Source organism: Streptomyces sp. A01 (assembly GCF_059026195.1).
Genome location: NZ_JBWLKN010000017.1, coordinates 153,201 through 169,357 on the forward strand (window position 1 = coordinate 153,201; position 16,157 = coordinate 169,357).

The 16,157-nt window shown below is 70.3% G+C and carries 10 protein-coding genes; 5 read left to right on the forward strand and 5 right to left on the reverse strand.

Features of this window, described 5'->3' with window-relative positions; genetic code table 11:
- Positions 1-50 precede the first annotated feature (50 nt).
- The 3 genes from AC5P1B_RS23310 to AC5P1B_RS23320 all read left to right on the forward strand — a co-directional run bounded on the left by AC5P1B_RS23310 (position 51) and on the right by AC5P1B_RS23320 (position 3,520).
- The gene (locus AC5P1B_RS23310) at positions 51-734 is read left to right on the forward strand and encodes a KpnI family restriction enzyme N-terminal domain-containing protein (protein ID WP_493889397.1); all 684 of its coding nucleotides are present in this window, start codon (positions 51-53) and stop codon (positions 732-734) included.
- Between the two features lie 239 nt (positions 735-973).
- Positions 974-2,314: a DNA cytosine methyltransferase gene (locus AC5P1B_RS23315; RefSeq protein WP_493889399.1), complete on the forward strand. Its 1,341-nt coding sequence runs from the start codon at positions 974-976 to the stop codon at positions 2,312-2,314.
- Between the two features lie 801 nt (positions 2,315-3,115).
- On the forward strand, positions 3,116-3,520 hold the full coding sequence (locus AC5P1B_RS23320; RefSeq protein WP_493889400.1) for a hypothetical protein: 405 nt from the start codon (positions 3,116-3,118) through the stop codon (positions 3,518-3,520).
- Positions 3,521-3,723: 203 nt separating this feature from the next.
- On the opposite strand, the gene AC5P1B_RS23325 is transcribed toward AC5P1B_RS23320, so the two are convergent.
- The gene (locus AC5P1B_RS23325; protein WP_493889401.1) at positions 3,724-4,599 is read right to left on the reverse strand and encodes a nuclease-related domain-containing protein; all 876 of its coding nucleotides are present in this window, start codon (positions 4,597-4,599) and stop codon (positions 3,724-3,726) included.
- 228 nt (positions 4,600-4,827) lie between these two features.
- Positions 4,828-5,487, reverse strand: coding sequence for an excalibur calcium-binding domain-containing protein (locus tag AC5P1B_RS23330; protein ID WP_493889402.1), 660 nt, complete (start codon positions 5,485-5,487; stop codon positions 4,828-4,830).
- A gap of 174 nt (positions 5,488-5,661) precedes the next feature.
- On the opposite strand from AC5P1B_RS23330, the gene AC5P1B_RS23335 reads away from it, so the two are divergent.
- Entirely contained in the window at positions 5,662-6,891 is a 1,230-nt protein-coding gene (locus tag AC5P1B_RS23335) for a serine hydrolase domain-containing protein (RefSeq protein ID WP_493889403.1), read from the forward strand.
- 301 nt (positions 6,892-7,192) lie between these two features.
- On the opposite strand, the gene AC5P1B_RS23340 is transcribed toward AC5P1B_RS23335, so the two are convergent.
- On the reverse strand, positions 7,193-7,849 hold the full coding sequence (locus AC5P1B_RS23340) for a TetR family transcriptional regulator (RefSeq protein ID WP_493889404.1): 657 nt from the start codon (positions 7,847-7,849) through the stop codon (positions 7,193-7,195).
- 163 nt (positions 7,850-8,012) lie between these two features.
- Here AC5P1B_RS23340 and AC5P1B_RS23345 point away from each other — a divergent pair, with 163 nt between their 5' ends.
- A complete protein-coding gene (locus AC5P1B_RS23345) occupies positions 8,013-10,259 on the forward strand; it encodes an MMPL family transporter (RefSeq protein WP_493889405.1) in 2,247 nt (748 codons plus the stop codon).
- A gap of 193 nt (positions 10,260-10,452) precedes the next feature.
- On the opposite strand, the gene AC5P1B_RS23350 is transcribed toward AC5P1B_RS23345, so the two are convergent.
- Both AC5P1B_RS23350 and AC5P1B_RS23355 read right to left on the reverse strand, forming a co-directional pair.
- Positions 10,453-10,668: a DUF5988 family protein gene (locus tag AC5P1B_RS23350; protein WP_493889406.1), complete on the reverse strand. Its 216-nt coding sequence runs from the start codon at positions 10,666-10,668 to the stop codon at positions 10,453-10,455.
- A gap of 195 nt (positions 10,669-10,863) precedes the next feature.
- Positions 10,864-16,157 (reverse strand): SDR family NAD(P)-dependent oxidoreductase (locus tag AC5P1B_RS23355; protein WP_493889408.1); only part of this gene is annotated, 5,294 nt, incomplete at its 5' end.

Sequence of the window (16,157 nt, forward strand, 5' to 3'; positions counted from 1 at the left end):
GTCCTGATCACCGATAATCGGCCTCTCAAGTATCGGAGAACGGAGCAGACGTGTCTCTTCCCGCCTGGAACGAGATCGAGGCCGGAACCATGGTCCGCGGAGCACTCTGGCTCGTCCAAAAGATCGGTGAAGGGAACACGTTCACCAAGGAGCAGCTCCGCGAAGCCTTCCCCGGCGTCTCCCAGGCCGATCGGCGTATCCGCGATCTCCGCGATTACGGCTGGGTCATACTCACGAACACCGAAGACGCGACGCTGATGGCCGAAGACCAGCGGTTCGTCAGCGCCGGAGTCCCGGTCTGGGACCCTGCGGCCCGTCGGGCCGCAGCGCCGCAGAAGGCGATCACGGCCAAAGAGAAGCAGGCCGTCATGACCCGTGATCACTACATGTGCACGGTCTGCGGCATCTCCGGTGGCGAGCCGTACGTCGACGACTCCAATCAGACCGCGGTACTCTCCGTCACCCGGCGTGAGACAGTCCTCCCTGATGGGCGCAAGAGCATTCTTCTAGTTACGGAGTGCAAGCGCTGCCGCTCAGGCTCCGACGGCAGCCCCGCCCGCGCCGACGAGGCTCTCATCAGTGTCAGAGCGCTCGACCCCGGAGACCAGAAGCGGCTTCTCCGGTGGATCGAGCGGGGCCGTCGCGGCTCTACGCCACTGGAGCGGGCCTGGAACACCTACCGCCGCCTGCCCGCAGACGCCCGGGACGAGGTCCGGTCCGCGCTCGAAGAGTGACCCTCCGCCGCTCCAACAGGGCATACGAGGCGGAGCGCGTCAGAGGTTGCCCGAGATGCGCCGTAGACTTCACCATCTCATCCGGCTCACCGCACCAATCGGCCGCCGCTCCCCCGAGGCCTCCGGCTATCGTGCTGCCACGGGGGCCACGTGCAGCCGGATGCCTGGTGATGTCTACGGGCCAGCAGAACACTGCTGCCCTTGCGCTGGCCACGCCTGCGTGTCCGGAAGGAGATCGAATGTCGGCATCGGAGCGCGAGCAGCGACTCGACGTCGTCGAGATCTGCGCCGGCGCGGGCGGCCAGTCCCTCGGGCTGCATCGCGCCGGTTTCACCCACCGGCTCGCGGTCGAGCTCGACGCCCAGGCCGCTAAGACTTTGGAAAACAACCTTCGCAGGGTCCTCAAGGAGGACGGTGTAGATGCGCCTGCCGATCTTGTACAGGTCGGAGATGTAGCAGATCCAAAAATCTGGAACCCGGACGAGCACAAGGATGTCGCGCTCCTGGCCGGAGGCGTGCCCTGCCCCCCCTTCAGTATCGCGGGCAAGCAGCTCGGGACCAGCGACGAGCGCGACCTCTTCGCTTGGGCTATCGTCGAGCTGTGCAGCAGGATGGAGCCGAAGGCTCTCCTGCTTGAAAACGTCCGCGGCCTCAGCGCGAACCGGTTCTCCGGATACCGGCAGGTCGTCCTCGACAAGCTCCACGAACTCGGCTACATCGCCGCGTGGCAGCTGCTCCATGCCTCGGACTTCGGGGTGCCCCAGTTGCGTCCGCGGTTCGTACTCGTCGCACTCCGCCCTGAATACGCGGAGTACTTCGAGTGGCCCCAGAAGAATTCAACCCAAGCACCTAGCGTCGGCGAGGTGCTCGCCGACCTGATGGGGGCGAACGGCTGGGAACCCGAGCAAGTCAAGGCGTGGGCAGCCAAGGCGAACGACATCGCCCCCACCATCGTCGGCGGCTCCAAGAAGCACGGTGGCGCGGATCTCGGCCCGACCCGCGCGAAGCGGGCCTGGGCGGCGCTCGGGGTCGACGCCATGGGCGTAAGGAACGAGGCGCCTGAGCCGGGATGGCGACCCGCAGAGGGTGTCCCCGGGCCGAAGCTCACGACCGAGATGGTTGCGAGAATCCAGGGTTGGTACGGCAAGGAGTTCTCCGACTGGGAGTTCCTCGGCCGCAAGACCTCGGTCTACCGGCAGATCGGCAACGCGTTCCCGCCCCCCGTCGCCAAGGCATTGGGGGAAGCCATCAGGGACGCGCTCCTCCAGAGAGGCGAGCCGCGGCCTCTCGTCGAGACCTCCAGTGCCGTGCACGACCCGGTATACAGACTGCTGCGCGGAAGCACCAGGCCCCTGACGGTCGAGCAGATTATCGCGAAGCTCGGCAAGGTCGGCGTTGCGATGGAGCAGCCCGAGGTTGAACGCCATCTGAACCACCTCGGGCACGACTTCGAATTGCAGATGACCGAGCGCAAGACCGGCGGTCCCGCCTACAGCCTGGGAGAGTTCAAAGCTTTCGTCGGCCAGAATGACCACCAGCGCCACGACTTGTTCTCCCAGCACCGGGCCAAGATCAGCTGACAACTCGGCATCAGCAGGCAGTCCCGTCCGACGCACTTCCCCTGCATCCGTTGTCGCGGACCAGCTCGTCCAACTCCGCGATCTCTTCAGGGGCTCTCGCATACTTCTCGAGTTGGCCCGGACCAGGTTCTTCGCCTCGACGATAGTCCTGCGAGCAGCCATCAGCTTGCTGTTGACGTCCCTGGCGGCATCTGCGAGTGCTCTTTTGCGCGACTCCAGTACGCTTCGGCGCCCGCGGACGAACTCGAGACCGACCTGGTACGGCACCTACAGGCGGCCAGACCTGCTCAAGCGCTGAAAGATCTTCCTCCCGGGATACCGCCGTGCACTCGTACAGGCTGAGAAGCACGTTGGTGTCGAGCACGATCAGCGCATCTGTGAAGAAAGCACCGCGTGCTTCGTCTTCCGCTGAGGGCGCGGGCTGAAGCCAGGCCTGGAACCGCTGGAGCAGCGCTGGATCGCTCATTTTCCCCTCCCCCCTAAAAACTTGCCGCACCTTATCTGCCTGATCATCCGGGCATAGACTATTCACTCGCTGAAGGTCCGCAGAAGCCTCTGCTAACGGTTCAGAGAAGCATACGACCGAGGCTGCGAAGCCGGACGGCTGTCGGAGGCCGCTGACCCGGCGGGCCCTGGCCGCTCATCGGGCGCGGGACGATCAGCGGAGCGTGGGGAACGCACTCAGGATTCCGAGTGCGGTTCGGCGGGAGACCGGGCAGCCGCAGGAAGCGCTGAGCGCGGCACTGAGTGCCGTGGACATCGCCGTGCGCCAGCGCAATCGCGTATGCGAGGGGCTACTGGTTGCTGGAACTGGGTCAGGCGCAGCTGGCCAATGAACAGGACGAGGACTCGCTGGTCTCGTATCAGCGCGCTGCCGTCCTGCATCTGTGGTCGGGGGACCGCTCACGGGAGGCGCTCGCGTGGAACGGCACCGGAGAGGTGTACCGGCGCCTGGGCCACTTCGAGGATGCCGTGGCTTTTCACCGACGCGCTGCCACGGTCCACCGCGAGCTGGGGGACCGCTGGCAGTTGGCGATCGCGCTGCGCGGCCTTGCCGCAGCGTTGGACGGCGAGGCCGACCAGTCGGTGCCGTTGGCTCGGCAGCACAGGCAGGAGGCGCTCCGCCTTCTCGAAGGACTCGACGAAAGCCGGGCGAGAAGGCTGCATACGGCCGTCAGCCAGGCGCTGGAGGGTTCCGAACGCTGACCGGGAGCGTGAAACGCTCGCCCTGAACGGTGGCTGTGCCGGCGGTCCGGGCTTCGCGTCGGCTGTTCGGTACGCCGGTGCGCAGGAGCCGCCCGGCCTGTGATTCGTCACGGTGGTAGGGAGAGGCTGGTGCAGGTGCGGCCTGTGGGTGCGGGGCAGGAGTCGTGTGCTTTCAATCGAGCCGCTTCCTGGTCGGCAATGCGTCACTGCTCCGGGGACTGCTTCCCCGTGGGCAGCCACAGGCTCCGGTCGCGAGCCATCGTGTAGATGCGTTCGGCGGTGCTCGCGGAGAGGATGGGCGGGAGTGACGACAGCGCGCCCGCCGCCGTGGCGCCGTCGATCAATCGGAGCGGGGGTGCAGCGGATCTGATCGTCATGCTGGCCGCTCCGACTACGGCCAGTACGGGCTGCGCCTCGACGGCGAAGCCGCAGGCGCGGCTGAGTATGCGGCTTGTTCGCCTCGCTTCGTAAAGGCTGTTCCTGACGTGCTCGTTACGCTGACCGTTGACCATGGCCACGCGGTCCCCCAGCCATATACGTCCGCCCCTGTGGTGTTTGGTGTTGATGGTGAAGACACCTGGCGGGCCGATCGCTATGTGGTCGATGTCCGATCCGCTCGGCAGCTCTACGGAGTGCAGGACGTACCAGCCTTGAGAACGCAGCCGGTTCAGGCTCTTGCCGGTGATGAGCTCACCAGCCAGGCCGATTTCCCACCACTTCAGTTCCCCGTTGAGTCCGAACCAGCGCTTGAGGAGACGCAGCCAGGGCTTTGGCTCGGCGCTCTCGATGAGTCGCCTCAGCTGGGCTCCTGGCTCATTGGTGGAGAGGTCGGCTTCCGGGGCGATGACGTCCTGGTCGGCGGCGGTGGGAGGTCCAGGGCCTCGTTGTGCCGACGCCGTGGGCATCGGCGGGATCGGCGGGATCGGCGGAGCCGCTGCGGCATCCGGTGGCGGCAGGAGGTAGGGAGTCAGTGCGGCGAGGGCGGCGTCTCTGTAGCGCTCGTCGACGATCTCGGTCCTGCCGGTCTTGCAGTCGTACCACGCCACCGCCACCGTGTCCGCGCCTGTTGCCCGGTTCACGTACACGCGGTCGTGTCCGTAGCGACGCCAGCGTTGAGTACGTAAGTCGTCCACGGAGTCCCCCGGTCGGCCGGCCCAGCTTCGTGTTCAGCGGAGCACGGGGCGTCAGGGACAACAAGGTCACTTTCGGTCGGGCGGCCCCCTTCGGGGCGCTGCGTTGGGGAGGCGGCACCCGCTATCGCACCCCTCCGGCGCCGTCGTCGTCCAGCCGGGGAGGTCTGTGCGGACTCACGGGTAGTACGGCTCGCAGGCCTCGCCGTCATCGTCCCGGTCCAGGTGTGGGGCGTACCCGGGCTCGCCCTCGTCGATGGGGGTGTCCGTCGCCTCGCTCGCCTCCGCGCAGTTCTTGTACGGCAGCGATGGCTCGTTCTCATCCGGCGGTGCGGAGTTCACCGCCCTGATGTCCGCGCTCACGATCACTCCCCCACGCACCGTGTACGTGCCCTCGAAGAACTGGTGGCTGCCGTCCGTCTGCAAGGCGTCCAGTTCCACCGTGACCTTGTCGCCCTCCGTGCCCGTGATGTGGACCGTGTCCCGCTCGGTGTCCGCGAAGCCCGCTACGAAGGCGTCGTAGGAGCCGCCCAGTCGCTTGCCGCCGAGGTCCCACGCCCGGTCGTAGTCGCGGGCGTTGATCGCGTCGAAGTACGCCCGCACCGTTGCCTCGGCGCCGGCGGTTGCGGGCGGCGCCTTGGGCGCGCGGGTCGTCGATGGCGGGGTCTCGGTGGCGGTGGGAGGGGGTGCCGTGACCGTCGTCGTGTGCGGGGCCGGGGTGCTGGCCGCTGGAGGTCGCCTCTCGCGGTCCGGGGAGTCGGAGTCCGAGCCGTTGCACGCTGCCGCCCCTGTCAGAGCGAGGAGGACTACGGAGCCTGCTGCGAGAGTGCGGCGCATGGCCATCACCCGCCTGTGCGAGGGGTACTCACTTCCAGCGTGCGCCTGTTCGGGGTGCTGCGCCAGGTGGGGCGGGTGAGTCGGAGGAGACGCATGCGCCTACCACAGTGATCACTTAGGCTGCCCTCACTAAGGGTCTCCTAACGGGGTTCAAGGATGATCGAGAGGGACAGCATGTTGGCTTCTTCCGCGCGGGTTCGTCGCGCGTTGATCGGTCTCACCGTCACCACGGTCGCGGGTGCGGTCGCGCTTGCCGGGCCCGCGGTCGCTCAGCCTGGTGTCAGTGCGGCACCGGCGCAGGTGGGGCGTGGGGCGCATCAGCCGACGCAGGACGCGCTGGACGGGCTGGTGAAGAGCGGGATGCCGGGCGTCGCGGGTGAGGCTCGGACCGCTGATGGCAAGTGGTTCGGGTCGGCGGGGTATGCCGATACGAGCACCAAGCACAAGCGGACTTCCGCTGATCACTTCAGGGCGGGCAGCATCACCAAGACCTTCATGTCCACCGTTCTTCTCCAGCTGGAGGCGGAGGGCAAGCTGGGCCTTGACGACTCTGTGGAGAAGTGGCTGCCCGGCGTCGTCAAGGGCGAGGGGTACGACGCGAGCAAGATCAGCATTCGGCAGATACTCAACCACACCAGCGGGATACACGACAGCGTGGAGACCCCGGAGTGGAACGAGACGATGAACGGGCCGGGCTTCCTGAAGCACCGGTTCGACGTCAAGAAGCCGCAGGAGATCATCGCGATGGCGCTGAAGTACCAGCCGTACTTCAAGCCCGGCGGCGGCTGGCACTACTCCAACACCAACTACGTGCTCGCCGGGATGGTCATCGAGAAGGTCACCGGCGACACGTACGCGCACGAGGCCGAGAAGCGGATCATCAAGCCGCTGGGCCTGCGCGGGACGTCCTTCCCCGGCACCAAGACGACTCTTCCGGCGCCGCACCCCGTCGGCTATTCCAAGCTGTACGCGGCGAACCCCGGGCCCGAGGTGTACGACGCCACCGAGTACAGCCCGACCTGGTCGGGTGCCACCGGCGAGATGATCAGCACGAGCGGCGACCTCAACCGCTACTTCAGCGCGCTGACGCGCGGAAGGCTGCTCCCGAAGCAGCAGATGAAGGAAATGTTCACGACGGTGGAGACCGGTCAGCACTACCGGTACGGGCTCGGTCTGATCGCTCGCGACCTGTCCTGCGGGGTCACCGTCTGGGGGCACGACGGCATCGTCTGGGGCTCGTTGACCAGTGCGGCCGTCACCAGGGACGGTTCGCACGCCCTCACATTCAACCTCAACGGTGACTGGCTGCAGGACGGCGCCCCGTACGAGAAGATGTTCGACGCCGAGTTCTGCTCGGCGGACGCCGCCCGTGGCGCGGTGAGCGGGAGCGGCACCGGGCGCTGAGTTCCGCCTCCCGGCCGACTATGTTGTTGATCGTGGTTGCTGTTCTTGCCGCCTCGTGGCTCGGGTTTTACCGTCCGGGGTCCGGTGGTTCGTTGGCCGGTGGCCGGTCAGCCGCTGGCCGCTCGCTTCGGCTTCGGCGGCCCGCGCGTATCGCCCCGTACGCGCGTACGCGCATGAGTGAGGGCGGGGCCCGGTGGCTCGGGGGAAGCTCACGGGGCCCCGCCCGGCTTGTGTGGCCGATGACGGCCAGGTGGGGTGGGGGCGCGCTTTCGCTGTCGGCGGCTTCAGCGGCCGCTGACGGCTAGGACTGGCCCACCTCCTGGGGGGTGGTCACGGAGCCGCCTACCGCCGCCAGGCCGCCCAACGCCACGTGGGCCGCCCGGCTGAGGGCATCGCGCAGCTCCTTCGCCGTGACGTCGCGCGCCAGGCAGATCAGGGCCGTGTTCACCAGGGCTCCGACCAGCGCGCCGACCGCTGCCGAAGCCTCCGGCTCCGCCAGTTCGTCCGAGTACACCTCCAACAGGGCCGCGGTCATCTGGCGTTGTGCTTCGAACAGCCAGTGCAGCGCCCTGGCCTGGAGGGCGGGCGAGGACAGGATCAGCCGGACGCGCAGCGAGGAGAGCTCGCCGGTGAGGTCTTCGGCCGCGTCCGGTGACACGACGGTCTCCAGGGCGCGCAGCAGGAGGTCGGCGACCCGCTCTGCGGGGCGGCGCTCGGAGATGACCCCGACCAGCATGTCGACTCGCTGCTGACTGTCCGCGAAGAGGACGTCTTCCTTGCCCGGGAAGTAGCTGAAGAACGTCCGCGTCGAGACGTCGGCCGCCGCGGCGATCTCCGCGACCGTCGTCTCCTCGTACCCCTTCAGGTCCACCAGCCGGACGGCGGCCTCGATGAGCGCGCGTCGCGTCCGCAGCTTCTTGCGCTCTCTCAGCCCCCCGGGCTCCGCCGTATCGATCATGCGGCAAGCCTACCCCAGAATCAGCACGCCATGCATTTTTGCACGCCTTGCAATTTTTTCGAGGCTGAGCTTTTATCAAAACATGGAGCGCCTACTGGATTCTCTTGGCCGAACATGTGCTCTACGCCCCTGGCGTACGATCTCCGCCTGGCTCCTCGCGGCCGTGGCGCTACTGGCCGTCGGGCAGGCCGCCGGCGGGACGTTCGTCAACGACTTCCGGGTGCCGGGCGCGGAGTCCCAGGAAGCCACCGATGCGGCCCGCGACCACTTCCCCTCCTTCGGGGCCGTCGACTCCCAGATCGTCTGGCAGGCCCGCGACGGCGAGCTGGACAGCCCCGAGCGCTCGGCCGCCGTCGAGCGGATGCTCAGCGACATCAGGGACCAGCCGGACGTCAGCAAGGTCGACAAGCCGTTGCCGAGTGAGAACGGCAAGGTCGCCACCACGAGCGTCAGTTACGACAAGGAGCTCGGCGACCTCAGCAAGTCGCACTACGAACGACTGGACGAGGCCGCCGAGGGCGCACGGGGCGCCGGACTCGACGTCGAGTTCCGAGGGATGGTCATCGACCTGGGCACGGAGCCCACCACGGGCGCCGCCGAACTCGTCGGCGTCGGCGCGGCGTTGATCGTTCTCATCATCGCCTTCGGGTCACTGGTCGCCGCGGGCCTGCCGCTGGTCGTGGCCGCCGTCGGCATCGCCGCCGGTACGGCTCTGGTGCTGCTGGTCGGCGCGGTCATCGACATCCCCACCTCGGCACCGATCATCGCCGTGATGCTCGGACTCGGCGCGGGCATCGACTACGCGCTGTTCATCCTGAGCCGGTTCCGCGCGAACCTCGCCGACGGCGACAGCCCCACCGCCGCGGCCGGGCACGCCTCCGCCGTCGCGGGGCACGCGGTGGTGTTCGCCGGCGGCACGGTGGTCGTCGCCATCCTCGGCCTGAGCTTCGCCGGCATCCCGTTCGTCGGCGCCATGGGCATCGCCGGGGCGATCACCGTCGCCGTGATGATGGTGGCGGCGCTGACGCTGCTGCCCGCGCTGCTCGGCCTCCTCGGCCACCGGGTGAACGCGCTCCCGCTGCCCAAACTGCGCCGCCGCGCCGCGCGGAAACCGGCCGCCGAGCCGACCGAAGGACCCGCCGCCCGCTGGGGCGCCCACGTGCACCGGCACCGGCTGATCTACGCGGTCTCGACGACCGCGCTACTCGTCACGCTCACGGCGCCGCTCCTCTCGCTGCGCCTGGGCAACCCCGACGACGGCATCCAGCCCGCCGATCTGACGCAGCGTCAGGCGTACGACATCATCGCCGACAACTTCGGCCCCGGCTGGAACGCTCCGCTGATCATCACCGTCACCGACGCCGACAAGGACGGTGCCGCCCGGCTCGCCGACGCTCTGAAGGACGACCCCGAGGTCGAACAGGCCACGCCGCCCGACCGCAGCGAGGACGGGGCGGCCTCGCTGCTGACCGTCGTGCCCCGGCACGCCCCGCAGGACAAGGAGGTCAGCGACCTCGTCCACCGCATCCGCGACGACATCGCCCCTGAGGCGCTCGCGGACTCAGGCGGGCGCGCGCTCGTCGGCGGCTCAACGGCGCTCCAGATCGACATGGCGGACGTGGTCGGCGCGCGGCTGCCGTGGGTGGTCCTGGCGGTGGTCGGCGCGGGGACACTGCTGCTGGTCGGCATGTTCCGGGCTCCGGTCATCGCCTTGAAGGCCGCGGTGATGACGCTGCTGTCCATCGGCGTCTCCTTCGGCGTGATCACCGCGATGTTCCAGTGGGGCTGGGGCCTGGAGCTGATCGGGGTGGACAAGACCGTGCCGATCATGTCCGCGGTGCCGATGCTGCTGTTCGCCGTGCTGTTCGGGCTGTCGATGGACTACGAGGTCTTCCTGCTGTCCGCGATCCGCGAGGCGTACGAGCGTGACAAGGACCCGCGCCGGGCGGTGATCGCCGGATTGTCGTCGACGGCGGGGGTCATCACCGCCGCCGCGATCATCATGGCCTGCGTCTTCTTGAGCTTCGTCTCCGTTCCCGAGACGCTGATCAAGATCATCGGCATCGGGCTGGCGACTGCCGTGATCATCGACGCCACGGTGATCCGCATGATGCTCGTCCCCGCCGTGATGGGCTTGCTCGGTGACGTCGCGTGGTGGCGGCCTGGTGCGGGCGGAGGTGGGACTGGGGTGAGTTCCGATGCTGGGGTGAGTTCCGATGCCAGTGCTGGTGCTGCTGTGAGGGCTGGTGCAGGTTTGGGAGCTGGAGCGGGGGCTGATGCGGGCGCGGGCGCGGGTGATCGTGCCGGTGCTGGTGACGGTTCCGGGGACCCCGGAGCTGCCCCTCGTCCGTCGGGGCGAACCGACTCCGGGTCCGGTGCCGGGAGCGAGCGTCGGCCCGGGGCGGGCTGAGGCTACGGCTACGGATTCTCATCGCCGGGCGGGCTGAGAAGTGCTCCAGCACCGTACGCGGTGGGTCCAGGGGCACGCCCCTGCCCGGCGGGGGCGCGCCTGTACGTGGCGGAGGCGCGCCCCTCTGTGGCGGGTTCACCCGGCGTCCGCCGGGCTCCCCGCCTCATGCGCTACTCGGGCTACTCGGGTTGGGCTACTCGGCCACGTACGTACGGCCTTCCCACGTGAAGACCCGCAGGACGCTTCCCTCTCGGTTGACCGTCTCCTTGGTGGCACGGAAGTGCTCGTAGCAGTTGCCCATGGGGAGCTTCAGGCGCGACTCCTCGGCGTCGACATGCCGCATCCGGGCCTCTTCCTCCATGTGGGCGGGGCCGCCGCGCAACAGCGCGTTCGGGGTGGGACTGGGCATGGTGTGCACCTCTTTCGGCTCGCTTGATCGGTGTTCGGCTTGCTTGCTTGGTGATGTGGCTCCGGCTAGGCCGCGCGTGCAGGTGGTGGGATTCGCGCGCGAGGCGACGGGCGGCGCCGCTCGCTGTTCCTCGCACGGTGGTGGGTGTGGCGCTGACGGGGCCCGAATCGGTCGGGCCCCGTCCGTGTCCGGTGCTCAGCCGCCCGTCACGCCGCGCACGATCGCTTCGACCGGCATGCGCAGCCAGTAACTGCCGCGCTGGAAGGGGTAGGTGGGCAGTTCTACGAGTCGGCCGCCCGTGCCGCCGTACACCTGGCGCCAGTCGACGGGCACGCCACGCGCGTGCAGCCGCGCGAGGGTGGCCAGCAGTCCGGCGCGGGTACCCGCCGGGTCCAGCGCGCGCAGCGCCTCTTCCGCCGGTCCGCCCGGTGTCCCGGCAGCCGCCCCGTCGTCTGCCGTGGCCGTGGCCGTGGCCGTCGCCATCGCCGTCGTCACCGCCGCCGCGTTCGTTGACGCGTTCGAGGTTCCGGCCGTCGGCGCGTTCGAGGTGACGGCCGTCGGCGCTTCGGTGTCCGGGGCGGTTGCCTCGGTCGGCTTTGTCGCGGTCGCTGTCTCGTCCCGCGTCGGTACGGGGATGCCCTCCCCCGTACCGAGTACGACGAGCCCGCCGGTACGGGCCGGACGGGCCAGTTCCTTGGCTGCCCAACCGTCCGCCCAGTGTTCCGCGGTGTGCAGGGCGTCCGGCGTCACCGGACGGCCGGTGAGGGCCGACAGCACCGGGATCGTGGGGGGGCGCAGATCCAGCCGGGACAGCAGATCGCGCAGCCCGGGGCCGTTGCTGTCTCCCTCAGCGCCACCGTCACCGCCACCGCCGTCGGTGCGAGCGAGCGTCAGCAGCAGTTCCGCCGCGTCCTCGGTCGTCAGGACCTCCGCGGCATGGGCGGCCGCCAGCACGCCGGAACCCGCGCCGACGACCGCCGCGGGCGGCACACCCCAGCCATGCAGCAGGGTGAACAACGCTGAGCCGATGGCGAACGACGCCGCGTGCGCGGTCGTCGCCGACGGCGGCCACGCGTCCTCGCCGCTGCCGCTGTCCAGGGCCCAGGAGCGCGCCGAGTACTCCAGCCGGGTGTCGAGATGAGCGCAGGCGGCGTCCAGGGCGTCGGCGAAGGCCGGGTACGCGTCGTACAGCTCGCGGACCGTTCCCGTGCCCGCCCCCGCTCCCGTGCCGGGTGAGACGGCGGGGAAGGCGAAGACGGCCTGGCCGTCAGCGGCCGGGGCGACACCCTTGATGACGCTGCCGTCGGTCAGCCTGCCGTGGGGTGACCACGCCGGTGCCCGCACCGCCGTCCTCGACGCCTCCTCCCGCGCAGGCTCCGAAGCCCCGCTTTCCGGTACGCCCGCCAGTTCGGCGAGGCCGTCCAGCAGGCCCTGCCGTCCTTCGGCGAGCACGACGGCCCGGTGTTCGAACACCGCCCGGGACGTGGCCAGCGACCAGCCGATGTCCGTCGGGTCCAGCTCCGGTCGTCGCGCGACGAACTCCCGCAGCCGCCGCGCCTGTTCGCGCAATGCCCGGTCGGACCGGCCTGACACCGGAAACGCGACCGTCCCAGCAGCAGCACCTGTACCGGTTCCGGCTTCCGCTCCCGTTACGGTGCCCGTTCCTGGTGTCGTTCGTGCCGACCCCGGACCCGACCCCGGGGCCGGGTCCGGGTCCGGGTCCGGGTCCGGGTCCGGGTCCGGTGCCTGTTCCAGGATGACGTGGACCTTTGTGCCGCTGGCGCCGAACGAGGAGACACCGGCCCGGCGCGGCTCGCCGGTCTCCGGCCATGGGGCCGTCTCCGACAGCAGCCGGACGGTGCCCGCCGACTGGTCGATGTGCGGCGACGGCTCCTCGGAGTGGAGCGTCTTCGGCAGCAGGCCGTGGCGCATGGCGAGTACCGTCTTGATGACGCCGATGACCCCGGAGGCGGCTTGCGGGTGACCCGTGTTGGACTTGTACGAGCCGAGCCACAGCGGCCGCCGCGGGTCCCGGCCCTCCCCGTACGTGGCGAGGAGTGCCTGGGCCTCGATGGGGTCGCCCAGTGGGGTGCCGGTGCCGTGGCCTTCGACGGCGTCGACCTGGCGGGCGGAGAGGCCGGCGTTGGCGAGGGCCTGCCGGATCACGCGCTGCTGGGAGGAGCCGTTGGGGGCGCCGAGGCCGTTGCTGACTCCGTTGTGGTTGACCGCTGAGCCCCGGATGACGGCCAGGACGCGGTGACCGTTGGCGCGTGCCGTGGACAGCCGCTCGACGAGCAGCATGCCCGCGCCCTCGCCCCAGCCGGTGCCGTCCGCCGCCGCCGAGAACGACTTGCAGCGGCCGTCGGGGGCCGCGCCGACGCCCATGTCGGGCGAGACGGCGGGGTTGGCGAGCACCGAGGCGCCACCGGCCAGGGCCATGACGCACTCACCCTGGCGTACGGCCTGCGCGGCGAGGTGCAGGGCGACGGACGACGAGGAGCAGCCGGTGTCGATGGTCAGGACGGGGCCCTCGAAGCCGAAGGTATAGGCGATCCTGCCGGTGGCGACGGCCGGGGAGATGCCGCCGCTGAGGTACGAACGCGCGTCCTCGGGCACCTCCTGGAGCCCGGTCCAGTAGCCCTGGGAGAAGGTGCCCGCGAAGACGCCCACCCGGCTGCCGCGCAGGGTGTGCGGGGACACCCCGGCGCGCTCGAACGCCTCCCACGACATCTCCAGCAGCACCCTGTGCTGCGGGTCCATGGCGATGGCCTCGGGCTCGCTGATGTTGAAGAACTCGGCGTCGAACGAGGCGGCTTCGGCGAGAAAGCCGCCTTGCCGCACGTAGCGCATGCCGGGAACGTCGAGCCCGGCGCCTTCCAGCGCGTCCACGTCCCAGCCCCGGTCGGTGGGCAGGTCGCCGACCGCGTCCTGCTCGTCGGCGACCAGCCGCCACAGCTGTTCGGGGGTCTCCACTCCCCCAGGCATGCGGCAGGCCATCCCTACGATGACCACCGGGTCTTCGGCGACGAGCGGGCCGTCCATGTCGCCTGTCGCCTTCGCGTGCGCCCGCGCGCCTTCCGCCGCCGGAACCGCAGCCGCAGTCGCCAGAGCCGGAGCGTGCGCGTCACCGCCCGCCGCGCCGGACTGCGCGGGTCCGCCGACGGCGGCTCCGTCCGCGCCGCCCGGAGCTGCGCTCAGGTCAGCGTTGGCGGCTCCGTCAGCGCCCATCAGCTGGCTCCGTAGCTCCTGTGCGAGTGCCGTCGGTGTCGGGTGGTCGAAGACGACCGTGGCGGGCAGGCTCAGACCCGTCGCCGCGCCGACGCGGTTACGGAGTTCCACCGAGGTGAGCGAGTCGAAGCCCAGTTCGCGGAAGGGCCTGCCGGGCTCGACGCTGTCCGGTGTCGCGTGCCCGAGTACGGCGGCGACGTGGCCCCGTACCAGCTCAAGGACGATCCGGTCACGGTCAGCCGCCGGGGCGGCGGTCAGGGTCCGGGCGAAGGAGTCCGCCCCGTCGGTGGCCGTCTCCTCGTGTTTCCCGGCCGTGCCGGGCTTGTCGGCGTTCAGCAGGCGCTGGATGTCGGACAGCTCGCGCAGCTGCGGGCGTGGGCGGCCGGCGATGCCGCCGCCGCGCGCCGCGATCTCGTCCCACTCGATGAGCGCCATCGCCACGCACGTCTCATCGTGGTCGAGGATGCGCCGCAGCGCGCGCAGGGCGAGGTCCGGTTCGATCTCCGAGCCGCCCCTGCGGCGCAGCTGCTCCGCCGCCGCCCCGGAGGCGATGCCGCCACCCGCCCAGTGTCCCCAGGCCACCGAGGTGGCGGTCAGCCCCTGGGCGCGGCGGTGCCTGGCCAGGGCGTCGAGGTAGGCGTTACCGGGGGCGTAGTTGCCCTGCCCCGGCACGCCGAAGGTCCCGGCGAAGGAGGAGAAGAGCAGGAACGCCGACAGGTCCGCTTCGCGGGTCAGCTCGTGCAGGTTGGCCGCGCCCCGCATCTTGACCCGCAGCACCCGGTCGAGCTGCTCGGGGGTGAGGGAGTCGAGGACCGCGTCGTCGAGTACGGCGGCGGTGTGCACGACGGTGCCGAGCGGCCGTTCGGCGGGGATGCCGTCGAGCAGCCGCGCCAGTTCCGTACGGTCGGAGATGTCGCAGGCCGTGATGGTGACTCCGGCGCCCAGCGCGGTGAGTTCGGCCTCCAGGTCGGCGGCGCCCGGGGCCGCCGGGCCCCGGCGGCTGACGAGCAGCAGGTGCTCCGCTCCGTTCCCGGCCAGCCAGCGGGCGACGTGCCCGCCGAGTGCCCCGGTGCCGCCGGTGATCAGCACGGTGCCTTTCGGCGCCCACGCGCGCGGCTCGGGCGGCTCGCTCCACGGGGCGCGCACCAGCCGGTTCGCGAAGACCCCGGCGGGGCGCACCGCCACCTGGTCCTCGTCGTCGAGCCCGGCGAGGACGTCGGCGAGCCGCTTCCGCGCGCGCTGGTCGGCGCTCTGCGGAAGGTCGATGAGCCCGCCCCACCGCTCGGGGATCTCTTCGCCCGCCACCCGCCCGATGCCCCAGATCTGGGCCTGTGCGGGGCTGGTCAGCGGATCGGAGGGCCCGGTGGAGACGGCGCCGCGCGTGGCGCACCACAGCGGTGCGCAGATCGCGGCGTCGCCGAGGGCCTGGAGCAGCGTCCTGGTGGCACCGAAACCGCGCGGCGTGGCCGAGTACCGCGCGTGCGGCTCCTCGTCCAGCGGGAGCAGGGACAGCACCCCGGCGAGGTCGGTGACGCCGTCGCACACCCTGCGCAGGGTCGCGGCGAGCGCGTCGCGGTCGACGCCCTCAGCATCGGGGTCCAGGTCCAGCCGTACGAGCCCGGCGCCGCGCTCCGTCAGGGCCTGGGCGGCGGCCGTGGCCCAGGGGTCGGCCGAGCCCGCTGTCGGCACCACGAGCAGCCAGCTGCCGGAGAGGGCGCCCGCGGAGTGGGACACGGGGCGCCACGCCGTCTTGTAGCGCCAGGAGTCGATCACGCTCTCCTCGCGCTGCCCACGCCGCCAGGCGGACAGCGCGGGGACCAGGGCCTGGAGCGGTGCGTCGTCGAGGCCGAGGGTGTCGGCGAGTTCGCGCAGGTCCTCGCGCTCGACCGCCGCCCAGAACCGCTCTTCGGCCTCGTCGCCAGGCCGCCCACCACCGGGCGACGGCGCCGCGAGGTCGCGGGCGGGCGCTTCGAGCCAGTAGCGCTCGCGTTGGAAGGCGTACGTCGGCAGATCGACGACCCGCGCGCCTGGGAACTCCGGCGCCCAGTCGATCCGTACACCCTTCACGTGCGCCTCGGCGAGCGACGTCAAGAACCGGCCCAGACCGCCGTCGTCGCGCCGCAGCGAACCGACCGTCGTGACCGGGGCGGCAGGATCGGCGGTCTCCTGGACGCTCATCGACAACACCGGATGCGCACTGCACTCCACGAACACGCCGAGACCGTCCGCGATCAACCGCTCCACCGTCGGCCCGAACCGCA

What these genes read in the sequence shown, in the direction of transcription:
- AC5P1B_RS23315 (WP_493889399.1), top strand. Translation starts at nt 974, where the DNA reads ATGTCGGCATCGGAGCGCGAGCAGCGACTCGACGTCGTCGAGATCTGC.
- AC5P1B_RS23330 (WP_493889402.1), bottom strand. Translation starts at nt 5,487, where the DNA reads ATGCGCCGCACTCTCGCAGCAGGCTCCGTAGTCCTCCTCGCTCTGACA.
- AC5P1B_RS23335 (WP_493889403.1), top strand. Translation starts at nt 5,662, where the DNA reads ATGTTGGCTTCTTCCGCGCGGGTTCGTCGCGCGTTGATCGGTCTCACC.
- AC5P1B_RS23340 (WP_493889404.1), bottom strand. Translation starts at nt 7,849, where the DNA reads ATGATCGATACGGCGGAGCCCGGGGGGCTGAGAGAGCGCAAGAAGCTG.
- AC5P1B_RS23350 (WP_493889406.1), bottom strand. Translation starts at nt 10,668, where the DNA reads ATGCCCAGTCCCACCCCGAACGCGCTGTTGCGCGGCGGCCCCGCCCAC.